The organism is Deltaproteobacteria bacterium (assembly GCA_005879535.1).
In the GTDB taxonomy this organism is placed as follows: Bacteria; Myxococcota; Myxococcia; order Myxococcales; family 40CM-4-68-19; genus 40CM-4-68-19.
In genome coordinates this window covers 1-18,558 of record VBKI01000080.1, presented here as the reverse complement: position 1 = coordinate 18,558, position 18,558 = coordinate 1, and the positions used below count along the sequence as shown (strand labels likewise).

At 69.2% G+C, this 18,558-nt stretch carries 19 protein-coding genes; 15 read left to right on the top strand and 4 right to left on the bottom strand.

Annotated elements, in window-relative coordinates; translation table 11 throughout:
* Positions 1-103 precede the first annotated feature (103 nt).
* The 7 genes from E6J58_18585 to E6J58_18555 are packed head-to-tail and all read left to right on the top strand — an operon-like array spanning position 104 to position 8,935.
* The gene (locus tag E6J58_18585; GenBank protein TMB34428.1) at positions 104-1,873 is read left to right on the top strand and encodes a sensor histidine kinase; all 1,770 of its coding nucleotides are present in this window, start codon (positions 104-106) and stop codon (positions 1,871-1,873) included.
* Complete coding sequence (locus E6J58_18580; protein TMB34427.1) at positions 1,870-2,595, top strand: HAMP domain-containing histidine kinase; 726 nt, start codon at positions 1,870-1,872, stop codon at positions 2,593-2,595. Before E6J58_18585 ends, E6J58_18580 begins: the two co-directional genes overlap by 4 nt.
* Entirely contained in the window at positions 2,592-3,530 is a 939-nt protein-coding gene (locus E6J58_18575; GenBank protein ID TMB34426.1) for a FecR domain-containing protein, read from the top strand. Before E6J58_18580 ends, E6J58_18575 begins: the two co-directional genes overlap by 4 nt.
* Positions 3,527-5,350, top strand: coding sequence for a hypothetical protein (locus tag E6J58_18570; protein TMB34425.1), 1,824 nt, complete (start codon positions 3,527-3,529; stop codon positions 5,348-5,350). Before E6J58_18575 ends, E6J58_18570 begins: the two co-directional genes overlap by 4 nt.
* Positions 5,337-7,952 (top strand): hypothetical protein, encoded by a 2,616-nt coding sequence (locus E6J58_18565; protein ID TMB34424.1) that lies wholly within the window; start codon positions 5,337-5,339, stop codon positions 7,950-7,952. The genes E6J58_18570 and E6J58_18565 overlap by 14 nt, the downstream gene beginning before the upstream one ends.
* A 50-nt stretch (positions 7,953-8,002) precedes the next feature.
* The gene (gene lexA, locus E6J58_18560) at positions 8,003-8,683 is read left to right on the top strand and encodes a transcriptional repressor LexA (GenBank protein TMB34423.1); all 681 of its coding nucleotides are present in this window, start codon (positions 8,003-8,005) and stop codon (positions 8,681-8,683) included.
* Positions 8,684-8,722: 39 nt separating this feature from the next.
* Positions 8,723-8,935: a hypothetical protein gene (locus tag E6J58_18555; protein ID TMB34422.1), complete on the top strand. Its 213-nt coding sequence runs from the start codon at positions 8,723-8,725 to the stop codon at positions 8,933-8,935.
* Positions 8,936-8,947: 12 nt separating this feature from the next.
* On the opposite strand, the gene E6J58_18550 is transcribed toward E6J58_18555, so the two are convergent.
* From E6J58_18550 to E6J58_18540, 3 genes are all read right to left on the bottom strand, one after another.
* Positions 8,948-9,130: a hypothetical protein gene (locus tag E6J58_18550; GenBank protein TMB34459.1), complete on the bottom strand. Its 183-nt coding sequence runs from the start codon at positions 9,128-9,130 to the stop codon at positions 8,948-8,950.
* Between the two features lie 14 nt (positions 9,131-9,144).
* On the bottom strand, positions 9,145-9,402 hold the full coding sequence (locus E6J58_18545; GenBank protein TMB34421.1) for a hypothetical protein: 258 nt from the start codon (positions 9,400-9,402) through the stop codon (positions 9,145-9,147).
* Positions 9,403-9,504: 102 nt separating this feature from the next.
* Positions 9,505-9,990: a response regulator gene (locus E6J58_18540; protein ID TMB34420.1), complete on the bottom strand. Its 486-nt coding sequence runs from the start codon at positions 9,988-9,990 to the stop codon at positions 9,505-9,507.
* Between the two features lie 76 nt (positions 9,991-10,066).
* Between E6J58_18540 and E6J58_18535 the strand changes: the two genes are divergently transcribed.
* From E6J58_18535 to E6J58_18510, 6 genes are all read left to right on the top strand, one after another.
* Positions 10,067-11,164 (top strand): helix-turn-helix domain-containing protein, encoded by a 1,098-nt coding sequence (locus E6J58_18535; protein ID TMB34419.1) that lies wholly within the window; start codon positions 10,067-10,069, stop codon positions 11,162-11,164.
* A gap of 44 nt (positions 11,165-11,208) precedes the next feature.
* Positions 11,209-11,925: a molybdate ABC transporter substrate-binding protein gene (modA, locus tag E6J58_18530; protein TMB34418.1), complete on the top strand. Its 717-nt coding sequence runs from the start codon at positions 11,209-11,211 to the stop codon at positions 11,923-11,925.
* Positions 11,922-12,710, top strand: a complete 789-nt coding sequence (gene modB, locus E6J58_18525) for a molybdate ABC transporter permease subunit (GenBank protein TMB34417.1) — start codon at positions 11,922-11,924, stop codon at positions 12,708-12,710. Before modA ends, modB begins: the two co-directional genes overlap by 4 nt.
* Entirely contained in the window at positions 12,703-13,410 is a 708-nt protein-coding gene (locus E6J58_18520) for an ABC transporter ATP-binding protein (protein TMB34416.1), read from the top strand. Before modB ends, E6J58_18520 begins: the two co-directional genes overlap by 8 nt.
* Before the next feature lie 70 nt (positions 13,411-13,480).
* A complete protein-coding gene (locus E6J58_18515) occupies positions 13,481-15,394 on the top strand; it encodes a PAS domain-containing sensor histidine kinase (protein ID TMB34415.1) in 1,914 nt (637 codons plus the stop codon).
* The gene (locus E6J58_18510) at positions 15,391-15,777 is read left to right on the top strand and encodes a response regulator (protein ID TMB34414.1); all 387 of its coding nucleotides are present in this window, start codon (positions 15,391-15,393) and stop codon (positions 15,775-15,777) included. Before E6J58_18515 ends, E6J58_18510 begins: the two co-directional genes overlap by 4 nt.
* Here E6J58_18510 and E6J58_18505 read toward each other — a convergent pair.
* The gene (locus E6J58_18505) at positions 15,734-16,711 is read right to left on the bottom strand and encodes a TerC family protein (protein TMB34413.1); all 978 of its coding nucleotides are present in this window, start codon (positions 16,709-16,711) and stop codon (positions 15,734-15,736) included. The two genes, E6J58_18510 and E6J58_18505, sit on opposite strands and share 44 nt — an antisense overlap.
* A gap of 122 nt (positions 16,712-16,833) precedes the next feature.
* Between E6J58_18505 and ychF the strand changes: the two genes are divergently transcribed.
* Positions 16,834-17,859, top strand: a complete 1,026-nt coding sequence (gene ychF / locus E6J58_18500) for a redox-regulated ATPase YchF (GenBank protein ID TMB34412.1) — start codon at positions 16,834-16,836, stop codon at positions 17,857-17,859.
* Between the two features lie 114 nt (positions 17,860-17,973).
* The coding region (locus tag E6J58_18495) for a hypothetical protein (GenBank protein ID TMB34411.1) at positions 17,974-18,558 on the top strand (585 nt) is incomplete at its 3' end.

The window sequence follows — 18,558 nt, the reverse complement described above, 5'->3', positions numbered from 1 at the left end:
TAGGACTTTTCCCTGAATTTCCGCGGCCGGACGTACCCGCCCCTTTCTTGCTGCGACTTTGAAGCGAGCCCTATGCTCGACGGTCGCGAGGGGGCGCGCCGACGTGCAATTTCGCAGCAAGATTTTCGCCATGCTGGCCCTCGTCGGCGTGGTGCCGGCAGCGGTGGTCGGATCGCTGTCGTTCTCCGTCAACCGCGCCGAAGTGGAGCGCACCGTTGCCTCGGCTCAGGCCCGGGTGGCGGAGGAGGCGGCTCGCGCCTGCGAGCGGTTCGTCGCGCAGGCCGCGGAGAGCCTGCGCCTGTCGGCCACCATCTTGCCACTTCGCGATCTCTCGGGCGACGAGCTCGCGAGCGTGCTGCGCATTCCGTACCGGCAGCTCGAATTCGTCGACGCCGTCTGGATCCCCGGCGGTCCCGCGGTCTACGAAACCGGCAACGGCCGTCCGGTCCCCGAGCTGGAGATCCTCGAGCGAGAGGCGCCGGTGCGCCTCGCCGTCCAGGTCGGCACCGCCATCGGCGCTCCGTACGCAGCGCGCGACGGATCGATGCGCCTTCCCATCGCGCTGCGTCTCGCCGGCGACCGAATCCTGGCGGCGGAGCTTTCCCTCGCCCAGCTCGGCCGCCAGATGCGGCAGACTTCACAGGGTGGCACCTTCGCATACGTCGCCACGCGCGGCGGCACCGTCCTCGCCCAGCCGTATCACGTCGAGCTGTCGGCGGACGAGCGCGATCTCCTCTCCGGCGGAGCCGCGGCCCGCGTGATCGTCCGAGCCGACGGCGAACGCTGGCTGGCCAGCGCCGCGCCCGTCGGTACCCTCGGGTGGATGGTGGTGGTCGCCCAGCGCGCCGAGATGGCGCTGCGCCCGGCGGCGGTGGTGCGGCAGTACACGCTCTTCTGGGTCGCGGTCTCGCTGCTCCTCGTGCTGACGCTCGGCGTGCTCTTCTCCCGTCGCGTCACCGAGCCGGTCAACCGGCTGCGCGAAGGCGTGCAGGCGCTCCGGCTCGGCCGTGCCCAGGCCGCGGAGGTGGACAGCGACGACGAGATCGGCGAGCTGGCGCGCTCGTTCAACCAGATGGCGGGCGAGATCGTGCGGCGCGACGAGGAGATCCGCCGCTGGAACGGCGAGCTTCAACAGCGCGTCGACGAGCGGACCGCCGAGCTCAAGGTGGCGCAGGATCAGATCCTCCGCGCCCGGCGCCTCGCCGCGCTCGGCTCGCTGGGCGCCGGAATGGCGCACGAGCTGAACAATCCGATCACCGCCATCACCGGCATCGCGGCGCTGCTTCGCAAGGAGCTCGAGGGAACTCCCCACGAAGAGCAGCTCCGCACCCTGCAGGAGCAGGCGCGCAGGATCTCCAGCATCGTCGGCAACCTGCGAACGTTCGCCGATCAGGAGCGCACGCAGCCGGGGCGTCGCTTTCCCCTCCACTCCTCGGTGCTCGCCGCCCTCGATCTCTACGAACGGCAAATGCGCGAGAAGGGGATCGAGCTCGCCACCGAGATCAAGAGCTGCGATGCGCAGGGCGATCCGGCGCAGATGCAGGAGGCGATCGCGCACATCGTGCAGAACGCGATCTCGGCGATGCCGGAGGGAGGAAGGCTCAAGGTCACGCTCAGCGACGTGAACGGCGATGCGCTCAAGCTCTCCGTGACCGACACGGGCAGGGGAATCCCCAAGGCGATGCGCGACCGGATCTTCGACCCGTTCTTCACGACCAAGGAGGGCCCGGGGGGAGTCGGGCTCGGGCTCTCCATCTCGCACAGCATCGTGGAAGCCCACCACGGCAAGCTTCTCGTCGATAGCGCCGAAGGACAGGGCGCGACGTTCACCATCGTCCTCCCCGCGGCGGCGGCGGCGGCGCACCTGCGATGAACCGGCCCAAGCGGACAGGGACCGCCGTGAGCGAGCGGGCGCGAATCGAGGAGGCAGAGCTCCTCGGGCCGGGCCTCATCCACGAGATGCGCCATCCGCTGGTCGGCATCAAGGCGGGACTGGAGCTGATCTCCCGCCGTGTCGGCTCCGAGGTCACCGATCTGGACGACTGGCAGATGGTGGCCACGCAGGTCGTGCGGCTCGAGGAGCTGTTCCGCAGCTATCAGCAGCTCTTCGCTCCGGAGCCCGCGGCAGCGTCGAAATTTGCCGTCGAGAGCGTGGTGCAGCGCGCCGTCGATCTGGTGGCGTGGCGCGTGCGGCGTCTCGGTCCGCGGTTCGAGTGGCAGCGCGAGGCCCCCCATCACGCGCTCGGATCCACGACGGCGCTGCTGCACGCGCTGATCAACGTGCTGGTCAATGCCGTGGACGCCGTCGAGGACGCCGGAGGCGGCAACCGCCGGGTGGCCGTCCGGGTGCTCCGCGGTCCACTGCAGGTCCGGATCAGCGACGAAGGATGTGGAATCGCGCCGGAGCACGCGGCGCGGGTGTTCGACGCGCGCTTCACCACCAAAGCGCCGGGGCGCGGGACGGGGTTGGGGCTGCACATCGCGCGGCAGGCGATGCAGCGGACCGGCGGCGACGTGCGCCTCGTGGAGCCGGGCGAGGCGCGGCGACTGCCGTGGGCGGTCACCGAATTCGCGATCGAGATGGCGGAGGGATGATGGCGCGGCGCGGACCCGTCCGGACGATCGTCGAGGCGGCGGCCGTTCTCGCCGTCCTGCTCGGCAGCGCCTGGCTGGTGTTCCGCGGGACGCTGTATCGCCCTCCTGCCGGCGCGGCGCTGGCGCACGCGGCGGAGGATCCGAAGGTCGACGAGGCCATCGTCGTCGCGGTGGCCGGCGACGTCGTCCGCTTGTCGCCGACCGGCGGCACTTCCGCCCTCGCCGTCGGCCAGCGCCTGCGCGCCGACGATTCGGTCCGCACCGGACGCGGTGGCCGGACGGACCTGCAACTGGGCGCGCGCAGCCGCCTCACCATCGCCGAGGGAACGCAGCTGACGGTGCGCGAGATCACCGAGAAAGTGCACCGGTTCAAGCTGACGCGCGGCCGCATCGCCGTCGACTACCAGGCGGACGGAGCCCGCCTGCTCCGCATCGAGAGCGCCGATGGCGGAGCGGTGGCGGAGACGCAAGGGGCGCGGTTCGGCGTCCTCTCCACTGGCACGGCCGTAGCGATCGCGACCGAGACCGGCGCGGTCAACCTGAGCTCCCACGGCAAGACCATCGAGGTCCGGGCCGGCACGCAGTCCATCGCCGTCGCGGGAAAGCCGCCGTCCGGAGCAGAGCCGATTGCCGCCCGGCTGCTGCTCAAGGTGGCGGATGCCGCCGCTGCGCAGGAGCGCGAGGGATTGTGCGCGGAAGTCGAAGGGACCTCGCCGTCCGGAGCGGAAGTCCTCGTGGATGGCGCCCCGGCGGCAGTGGCGGAGGACGGACGCTTCCGCGTGCGTGTTCCTGCCGCACCGGACAAGACCAGCGTGGTGGTCTCCATCCGGGATGCCGGCGGACGGGAAACCACGAAGATGGTGCCCTGCGGGCCTGGCGGAAGCGTGGCCCGCATCAAGGACTTCGCCATCCGCTGGAGGAAGAAGGGACCGTGACGGGAGCGGCCCTCCTCGCCCTGGCGCTCTCAGTGGAGCCCTCGTTGATGAGGCTCGGCAGCGACGCGCGCGCGGCGGTGCGGGTGCAGGCGGACGCAAAGCCCGCAATCGCCGCCAGCGTGGGAACGATCGAGGGCCTGCATCGCGCCCGGGATGGCATCTGGGAAGCGCAGTACGTGCCGCCGGACGACGCGATTCCGCAGGTGGCGATCTTGACGGCGGCGGCCGGCGGTGAAGTGGCGTGGCTGGCGATCCCGCTGTGGGCTGAAGGAGACGCCGTGGTCAAGACGCGGCCGCGCGGGCGGATCAGCGTCGACATCGGCTCGCAGACGTTCGGGCCGGTGGTCGCGGATGCGCATGGAAACGCGGTCGTCCCCGTCGTCGTGCCACCCGGCGTGTACGAAGCGCACCACGGAAAGCGCATCATTCCCCTGCGCGTGCCGCCCTCGCGCACCATCCATATTGCCTTCGGCCAGACCACCCTCACCGCGGACCGTGCCCAGACCGCCATCGTCTACGTGGTGGTGGTGAATCCGCAGGGTGCGCCCCGCTCGGGAGCGGCGGTGAGGTTGCGCGCGACGCGGGGCGATCTCTCGGCACTCCGCGAGCGCGCATCCGGACTCTACGAGGCATGGCTCTCGCTGGCTGCCGGGGCGCCAGGGGACGTCCGCGTCAGCGCCGCCCTCGACGATGCGCCCGGTTTCGTCGCCGAGGCCGCGCTCATCCTCGGAGGAGGGCCCGCATCCCGCATCGCCATCTCCGCCGATCGCGAGCGGATCCGCGCCGACGATCCGCGCGCGCACCTCCACGTGAGCGCGCGTGACGCAGCGGGGAATCCACCGGGCGAAGACGTCGCGTTCGAAACGAGTGCCGGCCAGCTGACCGCGACCGCATCGGCACCCGGGGAGTGGGATCTTTCGCTGTCGCTGGAGCCCGCGTTCGGCGAGCGCAAGGCGGTGGAAGTGCGTGCGCGCGGCGCCGGGGCATCGGTGGCGCGGACGCTTCCCCTCGTCCCCGGCCCTTTGGAGTCGATCTCGTTCGATCGCCCCAACGAGGCCATCGTCGCTGACGGTTTGACCGCGCTGCGGCTTGCCGTCCACCTCCGCGACAAGTACGGAAATTCCGTCTCGGGAGTGCAGTCGGAGCTGTCCGCAGGCCAGGGACACGCCGAGCTCGAAGAGCGCGACGGGACGCTGTACGCGAGCTACGTGCCGCCGCTGCTGCGCGCGCCGGCCGAGACGGAGCTCGCGTTGCGCGTCGGCCCCACCGTCGGCCGGGCGCAAGTGACGCTGATCCCGAATCTCACTTCCGGCGCCGTGAGCGCGAAGGTGGGGATGTTCTCCAATTTCTCGGGATTCTCGACCCCGTTGATCGGGGTGGCGGCGGCGCTGCGAACCGACCGGCTGGGCCCGCAGCTGCAGCTGGCCGCCGAGCTGGACTACGCGCATCGCAGCCAGTCGGATCTGGTGAGCGCCGGCGGGACGAACCTGGCCGCCGATTCCTCCCTGGATCTCGTGCTGCTGCACCTGACGGCCTCGTGGCGACGGCAGCTCGGCGAAGAGAACGCGATCTGGGTCGGCGGAGGACCTTCGGCCGCCGCCTACTGGACACGCGTCAGGGTAGCCGACGCCGGTACCCGCCGCGGATTCGCCTTCGCTCCGGGCTTGCACGCCGCCGTCGGCGCGGAACGCCGGATGGGTCGGCTCATCCCGTTCCTCGAAGCCCGGGCAGGCTGGATCACGAGCCCCGGCCTGTCGATCCTCTCCGGTCCGCTGCGGACAGTGTCGCTCTTCGCGGGGGTGCGCCTTGAGACGCGCTAGCGCCCTGTTCCTCGCGGCCGCCTGCACGCGCATCTCCGCCTCGCCGTCTCCGCCCGCACCGTCCGCGGTGGACCCACCCGCGGCCTACGCCGGCCGCGATACCCCGGTGCTGCTCCACGGCGACGGGTTCACACCTTCGGTGGCGCAGCAGCTCGGCAGCGGAAGCCGGATCGAAGTCGATGCCGGTTTCCGTGCATTCCTCGGCGCCGTGGAGCTCCGCGACGTGCGCTGGGTGGATACGCACACCATCTCCGCGACCGTCCCCGGCGCCCTGGCGCCCGGCATGTACGGCCTGTCGCTGGAAGGGCCGTACGGCCGTGGCTCCATCGATGGCGTCTTCCAGGTAGACGCCGCCCAGCCCGCCTCGCTCGCTGCGACGGCCAGTGCTCCGGCGCGCGTTCTCGTCGGCGACGACGTGACGGTCAACGTGACCGTTTCGAACCCGGGCGGGATGTCGGCGCTCGCCGTCAGCGCGGGCCCCGCGATCGTCTCCGGACCGCCGGCTACGCTGCAGCCGCCGCCCGAAACCGTCGACATCCAGGGAGGCGCGTCCCACCCCTTCACCTGGCACGCGCAGGCGAGCGCGCCCGGAGTCCTCGACCTGACGCTCCCGTTCGCCGGCACGGACGAGGTCGACCACAGCATCGTCAGCGCCGAGGCGAACGCGTCGGTGCGCGTCGTCACCCCGGCCCACCTGACGATCGTTTCGCTAACCGCGCCTCCCAGCCAACCCGCCGGTCCGACCTTCGACATCTCCGCCGACATCATGAACGACGGCGGTTCGGACGCGCTCGCCGTGCAATTCGATCCCCTCACCGCGCCCGCCTTCGTCACCGTCGTCTCGCCGCCCGATCCGCAGGACATCCCCGCGGGCGCGACCCGGAAGCTCGTCTGGACCGTTCAAGGGACGGACGAAGGAACGGCAACGCTCGGATCCTCTGGCGCCGGAACAGACTCGACCGGCGGAGCGGCGGTGTCCGTCGGTCCGATGCAGTGGACCGTCATCATCTTCAGGGCCGTCGCCCTGCTCATTCCCTCGCTGTCGATTCCTCCCGGCGCGCTGCCCAACGAGACGTTCACGGTCTCGCTGCAGCTCGACAACCCCGGGATCGTCGACGCCCTCTCGGTGCAGCCTTCGATCGCGGTATCGGGAACTGGCGGGGTGACGCTGCAGTCGACGCCTCCGTCCGCTGCCGACGTTCTGGCGGGACAAACCGTCATGTTCAGCTGGACGTATACGGCTTCCGCGCGCGGAGACGTGCAGTTCGACGTCTCCGCTACCGGGACCGACGCGCGATCCGGCAACCCGGTCACGGCGAGCGCGAGCGGCGCCACGCAGATCGGCGATGCCGTGCCGGTCTCGTCCGACCCGTTCGCCGACGGCTCCTCCTTCGCCTACGTTTTCTCCTACGCCGGCCGCGTCTATCTCGGCCCCAGCGGCGACGGCGCGACCGCGGTGCGGATGAAGTATGACGGCACGGCGACGGAAACCGTGCGGTTCGGATTCGAAACCGATTTCGGGAACATCAAGAACTCCGTCTCGCCGACGCCGACGGCCTTTCCCTCGCTCGGTTCACTCGGGTGCACGCCGGACACCCTGGAGTGCGGACCGGACGACGAGGACGGTCGCGGTCTCTTCAGTTCCGTGGTCCTGAGCGGAAGAGAATGGCTCTTCGCTGCCGGCGCGCGCCAGAGCAGCCTGCTCAAGCACATCTACCTGACGACCGATACCGGAACCACGCCGCAGTTCCCGTTCGTCGCTGTGAATGCGGGCGGAGGGACGCGCGGGACGACGGCTGTCGCGGCGCTGGGAACCGCCTTGTACGTCGGCTTCGTAGACGGGGGCGGCTCGGGAAGTCCCGTCCTCCTGAAGATGACCGGTCTTCCGACGGACTCGACGCAGCCCCTCAATCCCTCGCTCGCGATCGTGCCCACGCCGCAAGCGCTCAAGTCGATCAGCACCGGCATGATCGACTCCATGATCGCGTTCAGCGGCTGGCTTTACGCCGCGAACGATGGGTCTTTCAACGGCGGCGGCTGCTCGCGGTACAACGGATCGACGTGGGTCGCGTGCGCGCCGACCAACCCGGAATGGACGGCGAAATCGCCCGTCGTCGTGACGCCGGTCGGCAAGTCCTCCGACTTCGTTCCCTCCGACAAGGCGATCCCGCAGATGACCGCCTCCGGAGGAAGGCTCTACCTGGCGCGGAACACCACAGCGGGCCCGCAACTCTGGGGCTGCAATCCCAGTTCCAACGTGTGCGGTCCTTCCGATTGGAGCCTCATCGCCCGCAACTCGTCCGGCGATCCCCAGCTGTCGCAGATGAACATCGGCACGCTCACGACGGTATCGTTGCTGGTTGCGACCTCCCAGCACGTCTACGTCGGCTACGACTCTCCGGGCGGCATCCGGATCTACGGGTCCACGGATCCGACGCCCTCGCAGATCCCGGATTTCACGCTCGTCGCTCCGGCCGGGCTGGGAGCCGGCTTGACCCACATCGTCGACGCGCATGGGCTTTCCATGAGCAGCAAGGAGTTCCTCTACATCGCCGCCCGCCCGGACACCGGACCCGTGCGCGTGTACCGCGTCGCCCCCTGAGGGCTGAAAACTTGACCAGTGGTGCACATGTTCAGTACCGTGCGCGGGCCATGACGGAATCGCTGACCGATCGCCAGGAAAAAATCCTCTCCTTCATCAAGAAGAGCATCCAGGACCAGGGCTATCCGCCCACCATCCGGGAGATCGGCGAGCACTTCGGCATCCGCTCGACGAACGGCGTGAACGACCACCTCAAGGCCCTCGAGCGCAAGGGATACCTGCTGCGGGGCGAGCTGAAGAGCCGCGCGCTCAGCGTCATCGAGGGCGGCCGATCGCAGGCCGGTCGCTTCCCCCGCCTTGCCCGGCGTGAGCTTTCCGCCGTCGGCGACGGCGACGTCGTCGAGGTCCCGGTGGTCGGCAAGGTCGCCGCAGGCGAGCCCATCCTGGCCCAGGAGAACATCACCGATCACGTGCGCATCGACAGCGTCCTGCTGGGCGACGGGGGAAGGAAGGTCTTTGCCCTGCGCGTGTCGGGCGACTCGATGATCGGCGACGGGATCTTCGACGGCGATTACATCTTCGTGCGCAAGCAGCTTCACGCCGGGGCTGGCGAGATCGTCGTCGCCATGATCGAGGACGAGGCCACGGTCAAGCGCTTCTATCCCGAGGGCGATCGGGTCCGGTTCCAGCCCTCCAACCCCCGCCTCAAGCCCATCTACGTCAGCAGGGAGGATTTCCGCGAGACGCAGATCATCGGCGTGGTCGTCGGCGTCTACCGCAAGATGCAGTAGTTTTCTGGCGCTCGCGGGGCGGTCGCCTACAGTGGTGCCGTGGAGATCTGGAGCGTCTATGACCATCCTGTCGATCACCCGGACGGCTGTGCCGTCCGCAAGGTCCTGGTCGAGGACGATGGTCTCCTTCCCGCGGAGTGGCAGCTCTTCCAAAACCTGCACGATGCGCGTGCAGCACTTGCGCGCCGCGGTTTGATCCGCGTTCCCCGCGCAGCAGAGGACGATCCGGCGCTGGTCGAGACCTGGCTGTAGAGCCTTCGCGGATCAGGTGTCGGCTTTCGGCCGGAACCAGGCGCACTCGCGCACCGGCTGGCGCGGGTATCGCTCAGGAACCAGGGGGCAGAAGATGAAGACGCTCGTGCGCGTGCGGATGTAGCGCGGCGGCGCAGCGCAGCGGTGGCAGAGGCTGTCCGGAAACGGCAATTCGAGGGGGCCTGGTTTGTCCAGAACCCTCGCGGATATCAGGGTTCCGGAATCAGGTCGATGTCGTTTCCCGTCTGCGATCCCTGCGTCTGATCCTGCGAGCCGCGCGAATTGTCGGCCTGGTTCAGGTCCGGATTGCGCGACAGTTCGTCCCGCTCCGTACGCGAACGATGCGGCCGCCCGGTCTCGTTGAGATCGGTCTCGTTTTCGCGATCCGGCGCTCCGCCCTGCCTGCTTCCGATGGGCGCTCCGCCCGGTTGTCCCTGGTTCACGCCGCGATTCTTGATGTCCGCCATCCGGGAAGATTGCGCATCGGGCCGGGAGCGCGCCCGAAGCGGCCGCCAGGAAGGAGGTGGGGCAGGCGCCCGCGGAGCGCGTCCGCGCGCTGCGGGCCTGAGTCAGCTCGGAGCGACCGCCGAAAGAGCGATCAATTCGCGGACGGAATCGACCAGGACGTCGGCGCGGAAGGGCTTGGTCATGTATTCGTCGGCGCCGGCCACTTCCGCCTGCGCCCGGTCGATCGGCCGCGTCAGCGCGGTGATGACCACGACCGGGACGTCGCGCAGCCGCGGCGTGGCCCGGATGTGCTCGCACAGGGTCAGGCCGCTCGCGTCCGGAAGACGCAGATCGAGGCAGATCAGGTCCGGGATCGCCCGCTCGAGCAGGACTTGCGCCTCGGCGCCGCTGGCCGCCTCATGCACGCGCAGCCCGAGCCGGCGCAGGCACGTCGCGACCAGCCGCCGCGCGTCCGGATCGTCCTCGACGACCACGGCTTCCTGATCCGCGTGGAGTTGCGGCGCATTTGGCACCCCTGCATTGACGCGCAACACCCGAGGTGGCGCAACTTCCTGCGGGTGGGGGCAGGGACGGGAAAGCAGGTCCACACCGCACGCCGCGTTTCACGGGGGAGGCAGCAGCGAGGCGTTGACATCCAGCAGCCGGGCGCGTCACACGTCGTGCATGCCGACGCTCGAGAGCGGCCTGCGGCGCGCGCGCCAGCGGAGTGGCCTGAAGCAGGGGGAGGTGGCCGCACGGGCCGGGATCAGCCGGCAGACTCTGAGCGCGCTCGAAGCCGGACGTGCCCAGCCTTCCACGGCCATCGCGCTGAACCTCGCGCGCACCCTCGGTTGCCGCGTCGAGGACCTCTTCTGGCTGCGGGAGGAGGGCGACGTGATCCGCTCCGGGCTCGCGTCGCCGGCCCGGGGATCGCGGCGGGCGCTGGCAGGGAGAGTCGCTGGCCGCTGGATCGCGCACCCTCTGCGCCTCGACGATCCCCTCGCCGTCATCACTGCCGCCGACGCCGTGCTGGTCCACGGCCGGCTCCGACTTCTTCGCCCGCGGGAGGCGGTGGAAGCCAACGTGTTGCTCACCGGATGCGATCCTGGCCTCGCCGTGCTCTGTGGACACGTCGCGGACCGCTGGACCGGACAGAGGGTCTGCTGGATTCCCGCCTCCAGCGATGCCGCCCTCGCCAGCCTGGGACGCGGTGAGGCGCACGTCGCCGGCGCACACCTCTTCGACGAGGAGGCGCGAGACTTCAACGTCCCGTTCGTGCGCCGCGCTCTCGCCGGCAGGCCGATGGTCGTAGTGACCTTCGCGCACCTCGAAGAAGGTTTCGCGGTCGCTCCGGGAAACCCGCGTCGGATCCGCAAGCCGGCGGACATCGCCCGGCCCGGCGTCCGCATCGTGAACCGCGAGCCGGGCGCCGGAGCGCGCAGGCTCCTCGATCGCCTTCTCCGGAAGGCTGGAGTTCCCCCCTCCGACGTGCAGGGCTACGATCGCCTTCTCGGCGGTCACCTCCAGGTGGCGCAGGCCGTGGCGATGGGAGCCGCCGATGCCGGGGTGGTCGCGCGCAGCGCGGCGGTCGCCCACGGACTGCACTTCGTTCCGCTTTCGGAAGAGCGGTTCGACCTGGTCTTTCCCAAGGAGTGGAGCAGCGATCCGCGGGCTGCCCGAATCGTCGAGACCCTGGAAGGGCGCGCCTTCCGCCGCGAGCTGGCGACTCTCGGCGGCTACGACACGCGCCGGTCCGGACATCTGGTCACCGAATTGCCGTAATGTGCGCTTGACACGATGTCGTGATTACGCGACATCGGTGCCGAATGACGGCCTTCGCATCCATCGCCGCGGCCGAACTGGTCGTCTTTGCCGCCAGCTCGCTCCGCGATGCGTTCGAGGAATTGGGCCGCCGCTTCGAGAGCTCCCAGCCTGCCGCGAAGGTCGTCTTCAACTTCGCGGGCTCGCAGGAGCTGCGTACCCAGATCGAGCACGGCGCCGGAGCCGATGTCTTCGCGTCGGCGGACGGAGGGCAGCTTCGCCCGTTGGAGGCGGCGGGTCTCATCGACGCGCCGCGGATTTTCGCCCGCAACGAGCCGGTCATCGTGGTCCCCGCAGGCAATCCGGCGGGAATCGGCGGCTTGCAGGATCTTCCGCGGGCGCAACGGATCGTGCTCGGAGCGCCGGAGGTCCCGATCGGGTCGTATGCGCTTCGAATCCTCGATGCCGCGTCGGCGCTGTACGGTCCTGCTTTCGCGAAAGCCGTCGGCGCCCATGTCGCGTCCCGCGAGCTGAACGTGCGCCAGGTCCTGGCGAAGGTGAGGCTCGGCGAGGCAGACGCCGCGATCGTCTATCGCACCGATGCGCTCGCCGCCCGCGACACCGTCGAGGCCATCTCCATCCCCAGGCAGGTGAACGCCCTCGCGGAATACCCGATCGCGGCGCTTCGGGGCGCGCGCGACCCGGCCATGGCGCGCGCCTTCGTGGAGCTCGTCCTTTCGCCCGGCGGCCGCGCGATCCTGTCTCGTTTCGGGTTCCAGTGAGCCGCCGGGCCTGGAACCTCGTCCAGATCGGCGCAACGGCGCTGCTGGTGACCTTCCTTCTCCTGCCGGTCGCGGCGCTCGCCCTGACACTCGGCTGGCGCGACTTCCTCGCCGGCATCCGCCATCCTCTCCTCGCTCCGGCGCTGCGCCTTTCGCTGACGACGAGCAGCAGCAGCCTGATGCTGGTGGTGGTTCTCGGATCCCTGGTGGCGTGGTGGGTGGCGCGGCATCGGGGTCCGCTCGCGAGGGCGATCGAGACAGTGACGCAATTGCCGGCGGTGATCCCGCCTGCCGTGGCGGGCGTCGGGCTCCTGCTCGCGTTCGGGCGCCGCGGGCTGGTCGGAGCCTTCCTCGCGCGCGAAGGTTACGGCCTCGCCTTCACCACTCCGGCGGTGGTGCTCGCGGAGGCGTTCGTCTCGGCTCCCTTTTTCATCCAGGCGGCGATCGCCGCCTTTCGCCGCGTCGACGAAAACCTGCTCATCGTGGCCCGCACCCTGGGCGCGACTCCTTTCCGCACCTTCGTCCGCGTCGCGCTTCCGCTTTCCGCGCCGACGCTGATCGCGGGTGCCGCCATGAGCTGGGCCCGCTCGCTGGGCGAGTTCGGGGCGACCCTTCTCTTCGCCGGCAATCTGACGGGACGCACGCAGACCCTGCCGCTGGCGGTCTACACGGCGATGGAGACCGATCTGCGCGCGGCGCAGGCGCTGGCGCTGATCATGGTCGTGGTCGCATTCGCCGTGCTCCTCGTGCTCCGGCGCATGGCACGCGAGGCCCTCGGTGCTTGAGGCGCGGGTCGCAAAGCGCCTCGGCACGCTCGACCTCGCGTTCGAGCTGTCGGTGGGCAAGGAGACGCTGGTCGTCGCCGGTCCCAACGGAGCCGGAAAGTCGTCCATGCTGCGCCTGCTGTTGGGCTCGATCCGTCCCGACAACGGACGGATCGCGTTGGACGGCAGGACCCTCTACGCGGAGCGCATCGACGTTCCCCCCGAGGAGCGACACATCGGATACGTTCCCCAGGACTACGCGCTGTTTCCGCACCTCGACGGGATCGGAAACGTCGCCTTCGGACTCGCACATCTTCCCCGGCGGGAACGGCGCGCGCACGCCGCGGCCTGGCTCGAGCGCCTCGCAGCCTCCCATCTCGCCCATCGGCGAATCGACGCGCTCTCCGGCGGTGAGCGCCAGCGGCTGGCGCTGGCGCGGGCGCTGGCGCGCGAGCCCCGGGCACTGCTTCTCGACGAGCCGTTCGCTTCGCTGGATCCCTCCGCCCGGCGCGAGCTGCGCGCGAACCTCCGCACGTCGCTGCAGCAGTGGCGCCTGCCGGCGCTGATCGTCTCGCACGATCCACAGGACGCGATGCTCGCCGACCGCGTTGCCGTGGTGGAGGGGGGCCGCATCGTGCAGCAGGGCACGCCGGAAGAGCTTCGCAGAGCGCCTGCGTCGCCGTTCGTGGCCGCCTTTCACCAGCGACCTCCGATCGACTGAGCGAAAGTCTGCCTGCAATGTATGGAATTTGACTGCATTCTTACCGTAGAGAGGTTACCTCTGACGCTCCGTGGAGAATGCCGGCGTGCCTTTAGAACTGCAGTCGCTCGAAGGCTCGGCAGAGTTGCGGGCAGTCACCGATAGCATTCGCGACTACGCCATTTTCCTGCTCGATCCGTCCGGTCGCGTCCTGACCTGGAACACCGGCGCGCGGCAGCTGAAGGGATATGCGCCCGGCGAGATCATCGGACAAAGCTTCCATCGCTTCTACACCGAGGAGGATCGGCTCGCCGGCCGCCCGCAACGGCTGCTGCGGATTGCCGCGACCGAGGGCCGCGTCGAGGACGAGGGTTGGCGCGTGCGCAAGGACGGGTCGCACTTCTGGGCCGACGTCGTGCTGTCCGCCATCTTCGGGGCCCACGGCGAGGTCCGTGGCTATGTCAAGGTCACCCGCGATCTCACGGACCGCCGCCGCGTGGAGGAGCAGCTCAAGCAGAGCGAAGAGCGGCTCCGCCTGATGATCCACAGCGTGAAGGACTACGCGATCTTTCTCCTCGACCGCGGCGGCCACGTTGTGAGCTGGAACAGCGGCGCCGAGCGTCTGAAGGGTTATTCGGCCGGGGAAATCATCGGACGCCACTTCTCCATCTTTTATCCCCGTGACGACGTCGAGTCGGGCAGGCCGCAACGCGAGCTCGAGATCGCAGCGACCACCGGCCGCTTCGAGGAAGAGGGTTTTCGCCTGCGCAAGGACGGCAGTCGCTTCTGGGCCAGCGTGGTGCTCACGGCCGTGCGAACTCCGCAGGGCGAGCTGGTCGGCTTCACCAAGGTGACGCGCGACGTGACCGAGCGCAAGCGCGCGGCTCAGCAGCTGGAGGAGCGCGCACGGCAGCAGACGGCGATTTCGAACCTCGGGCTTCATGCGCTGCAAACGCGAGAGCTCGACGAAGTGGTGGAAGCGGCGCTGCGGACAATCCGCGAGTCCCTCCAGGTCGAAGACGTCCGGCTCCTTCGCGGCGGGCAAGTGCCCTCCGACGGATCGGCGACCGTCGCCGTCCATGGACCCGACCGAGGGTCCGAGCCGTACGGCCTGCTGACGGTGCGCGCCTCGCCGCAACTGACGGGGAACGACGTCATCTTCCTGGAGGCAGTTGCCAACGTGGTCGCCTCGGCCGTGGCTCGCAGCCACGTGGAGGAGCAGCTCCGCGACGCGGAGCTGGAAGCTTTCGAGGAACGGGGCAGGACGCAACAGGCGCAGACTGCGCTGCGCGAGCGCGACGAATTCATCTCCGTCGCCGCGCACGAGCTGCGCACTCCGCTCACCGCCCTGCAGCTCAAGCTGCAGGGGCTGGAGCGCGGCATGGTGCGGGACGCAGACAAGAAAACCGAGCGCCTGGAAGGGGCCGTTCGCCAGACCGAGCGTCTCGCGCGCTTGATCGATCGCCTCCTCGACGTATCGCGGATCGCGCAAGGGCGACTGGAGTTGTCGCCGGAGGAGTTCGATCTGTCCACGCTCGTGCGCCAGGTCGCCGACGACTTCCGGGACCCGGCGGCGAACGCGCGCGTGCTGCTGGAGTTGGAGCTGCCCGAGAAGGCGGAAGGAACCTGGGACCGTCTGCGGATCGAGCAGATCCTCGTCAACCTCTTGTCCAACGCCCTGAAGTACGGAGCGGGCAAACCGGTGACCGTGAAACTGGAGGTCAAGGAGGACGTCGTGCGGCTCGCCATCGCCGATCGGGGAATCGGAATCGGCGCGCAGGACGTCAATCGCATCTTCGGCCGCTTCCAGCGCGCCGCGCCCACTCGTCACTATGGCGGAATGGGTCTGGGGCTCTACATCACCCGGCACATCGTCGAAGCGCACCAGGGAACGATTTCCGTCGACAGCGCCGCGGGCGAGGGCGCCACTTTCGTCGTCGAGCTCCCCCGTTTCACCGTTCCATCGGTGGCGGGCCTGCACCGCGTCCCGCAGGCGCGGATGTGAGCGCGTCGGCGTGCGCCAGGACCGTTCTCATCGTCGAGGACGACGCAGACACCCGGGACGCCATCGTCGAGGTGCTGACCGACCGCAACTACCGCGCGCTCGAGGCGTCGAACGGCGTGGATGCGCTCGACGAGCTACGCGGCGCCGCGCCTCGGCCCTGCGTGATCCTGCTCGACATGATGATGCCGGTGATGGACGGCAAGGAATTCCGCAACTTGCAGCGGCTCGACGAAGCGCTTCGTGAGATCCCGGTGGTAGTCCTGAGCGCTCACGCAGACGCGACCGGCCTTGCCGAGCAGATGGAGGCGGCGGGATTCCTGAGGAAGCCGGTCGACCTGGTCACGCTGTTGCAGACCGTCGAGCAGTTCTGCGCTCGCGATTGAGGACGGCACGCGAACGGAGCAACGAGGCGATCACCGCCGCGGCAAGGATGGCGGCGATGACCGCCAGCGAGGCGACGACGGGGACCTCGTAGACGTCGGCGAGGACCATCTTCGCGCCGACGAAGACCAGCACCACGGACAGCCCGACGGTCAGGTACCGGAACCTGGTCACCACCCCGGCGAGGAGGAAGTAGAGCGAGCGCATCCCGAGGATGGCGAAGATGTTCGAGGTGAAGACGATGAAGGGATCGGTGGTGACCGCGAAGATCGCCGGGATGGAATCCACGGCGAAGACGACGTCCGTGACCTCGACGGTGATCAACGCGATGAACAGCGGGGTGGCAAAGCGCCGCCCATCCTTGATGATGGTGAAGCGCGGCCCATGGTTTTCGCTGCTGACCGGAAGGATCTTCCGGAATGTCCGCACCACCGGGTTTTGCTCGGGGTGAGGCTCCTTGTTCCTGTCGATGAAGAGCTTCACGCCGGTGGCGATCAGCAGCCCACCGAACAGGTACATGGCCCAGTGGAACCGCTGCAGGAATGTGCCGCCGGCGAGAATGAAGGCCGCGCGCATGATCAGCGCGCCGACGATGCCCCAGAAGAGCACGCGGTGCTGGTAGGCGGCGGCGACGCCGAAGGTCGCGAAGATGACGACGAACACGAAGATGTTGTCGATCGCCAGCGCCTTCTCGATGAGGTAGCCGGTCGTGAACTCCAGTGCTCGCTCCGGCCCGAACCAGGCGTAGACGGCGGCCGCGAACAACGCCGCGAGGCCCACCCAGACGACGCTCCAGACGCCGGCCTCCTTGAGCGAGACCGCATGTGCCTTGCGGTGGAAGATGCCGAGATCGAGGGCGAGCATCCCGAGCACGAGCGCGATGAACCCGAGCCACAGGGCCGGGCTGCCCACGGTTTCCATGCCGAACAGTTCCATGTCCAGGTTCTAGTTCGCGCCCGACGCGTCCGCCGGCGCTTCGGCGTCGGCTGGCCATCGCAGGATGCCGTCGTGATAGGCTTGTTCGGCAGCTTGGTTCCGTCGTTGTGGCGGGGGCCGCCATGCGCGCTGGTCTCGCGGGATTTTCGAGGTCGGGCAAGACTACCCTCTTCAATGCGCTCACCGGCCTCAAACGAGGACCGGAAGCCAAGCTGCACCTCGGCGCCATCAAGGTCCCGGATGGGCGTCTCGACCGGCTCAGCGCGATGTTCAAGCCACGCAAGACGACGCCCGCCGAGGTGCTGCTCGCCGACCTGCCCGGACCGCGGAGCAAGGGAGTGTCGCTCGAGGCGGAAGCCCTGCAGGCGCTGCGCGAGGTCGACGCGCTCTGCCTCGTGATCAGGGCTTTCGAGGCGGATGCCGATGCGCTCCGCGATCTGCGCGACTACGACTCCGAGCTGATCCTCTCCGACCTGCAGGTGGCGGAGAAGCGCCTCCAGCGCCTGCGGCAGGAGAGAAACTCCGGAGGCGAGACGCAGGAGCTGCAGCGGGTGGCCCGGCACCTGGAAGGGGGCGCCTCGCTGCGGACCCTGACGATGAGCGACGCGGAGGAACAAGCGCTCGCCCATTTCGGATTTCTCTCCCGCAGGCCGCTTCTCGTGGTCGTCAACGTGCCGGAATCGGAAGCGGCGGCGGAGGTGCCGGGCGCCCTTCGGGAAGCGGCCGCGGCGCTGGGCGCAGAAGCGATTGCGCTCTCCGCCGAGGTGGAGGCGGAGATCGCCGAGCTGCCCGCCGACGAGCAGCCCGATTACCTCGGCTCGCTGGGCCTGACCGAGACCGCGCGCGCGCGGTTCCTCCGCGCCGTCTATGCGCTGCTGCACCAGATCTCCTTCTTCACCGTCGGGGAGGACGAAGTGCGCGCCTGGACCGTGCGCAAGGGCGATCGCGCGGTGCGGGCGGCGGGAAAGATCCATTCCGACCTGGAGAAGAACTTCGTGCGGGCCGAAGTGGTTCACTACGAGGACTTCATCGCCGCCGGCAGCGAGCATCGGGCCCGCGAGACGGGGAAGCTGCGCCTCGAGGGGAAAGACTACGTGGTGCAGGATGGCGACATCCTGCACGTCCGCGCCGGCGGTGCGAAGCGGTAAGGCCCGCCGCGGGTCGACCAGCAAGCGCAGGGAGTGGGCGGTCCGGCGCCGGGGTGGGTGCGCAGGATCCGCCGGTTTCTTGGCAGCGTTTGCACGACACCGGACAATGGCGATGTGAGCGGGAACAAACCCCCTGACCCTTCGAATCCGGGGGGTTCGAAGAAGTCGGGCGTCGCGCTCCAGGTGAAGCTTCCCTGCGCGATTCTCGACGACGTTCGCACACGTCATCCCGAGTTGAGCACGCGCCGCTTCTTCCTTCGGACGGCCAATCCGCGTCCGATCGAAACGCCCATCCGCCTCATCGCCACTCTCTCCGACGGCAAGCATTGCTTCCGCGCCAACGCAATCGTGGAGAAAGTCCACGCGGCTGGAGAAGGCCCGGTACGCGACTCGGGGATGACGCTGTGGCTCGCGCGCATGGACGATCCCGGTCGCGAGCTCGTGGCCTGGATGGGAGGGCAGCCGCCGCCGCTGCTGAAGCAGCCGGCCGCGCCGGAAGCGGCCGTACTGGCCCCACCGGCTCCGCCGCCGCCGCCGCCGAAGAAACCGGCTCAGGCATCTGACACTCTGCCGCCGCCGAAGAGCGCTCGGCCCGCGCCGAAGCCACCGGCTCCGCCGCCGACGCCGCATGCGGCGGCGCCTGCAACCGTCGCGAAGACGATCGTCGAAGACCATGTCGAGGTGATGCTCGATGACGCG

Coding starts and splice junctions, on each gene's coding strand:
- E6J58_18545 (TMB34421.1), bottom strand. CDS start 9,402: ATGGCGGACATCAAGAATCGCGGCGTGAACCAGGGACAACCGGGCGGA.
- E6J58_18505 (TMB34413.1), bottom strand. CDS start 16,711: ATGGAACTGTTCGGCATGGAAACCGTGGGCAGCCCGGCCCTGTGGCTC.
- E6J58_18580 (TMB34427.1), top strand. CDS start 1,870: ATGAACCGGCCCAAGCGGACAGGGACCGCCGTGAGCGAGCGGGCGCGA.
- E6J58_18575 (TMB34426.1), top strand. CDS start 2,592: ATGATGGCGCGGCGCGGACCCGTCCGGACGATCGTCGAGGCGGCGGCC.
- E6J58_18535 (TMB34419.1), top strand. CDS start 10,067: ATGCCGACGCTCGAGAGCGGCCTGCGGCGCGCGCGCCAGCGGAGTGGC.
- ychF (TMB34412.1), top strand. CDS start 16,834: ATGCGCGCTGGTCTCGCGGGATTTTCGAGGTCGGGCAAGACTACCCTC.
- lexA (TMB34423.1), top strand. CDS start 8,003: ATGACGGAATCGCTGACCGATCGCCAGGAAAAAATCCTCTCCTTCATC.
- modA (TMB34418.1), top strand. CDS start 11,209: ATGACGGCCTTCGCATCCATCGCCGCGGCCGAACTGGTCGTCTTTGCC.